Raw genomic sequence first — 210 nt, forward strand, 5'->3', positions numbered from 1 at the left:
GGCGGACAACATCGAAAGCGCCTTGAATGCAGCCGCCGGTCTGCGGTCGCATTTCGACCGGCTGAGCGCGGCAGTGACGGCGGTGTTTGACGCGGCGGATTTCCTTTCGCGGGGGGGCGAGACACGGCTGTTCGCGGGGCATTCGGTAATGCGCGCGGCGCGGGATCGGGTGATCCACGAGATGTCACTGCAACCACCGAGCGGCACGAT

The 210-nt window shown here is 66.2% G+C and carries 1 protein-coding gene; it reads left to right on the plus strand.

The window, feature by feature from the left end; all coding sequences use genetic code 11:
* On the plus strand, window positions 1–210 hold a 210-nt coding region (locus tag NLM59_RS11815), incomplete at both ends, for a hypothetical protein (protein ID WP_304417979.1).

It is taken from the genome of Profundicola chukchiensis (assembly GCF_029664245.1).
Lineage (GTDB): Bacteria > Bacteroidota > Bacteroidia > Flavobacteriales > Weeksellaceae > Profundicola > Profundicola chukchiensis.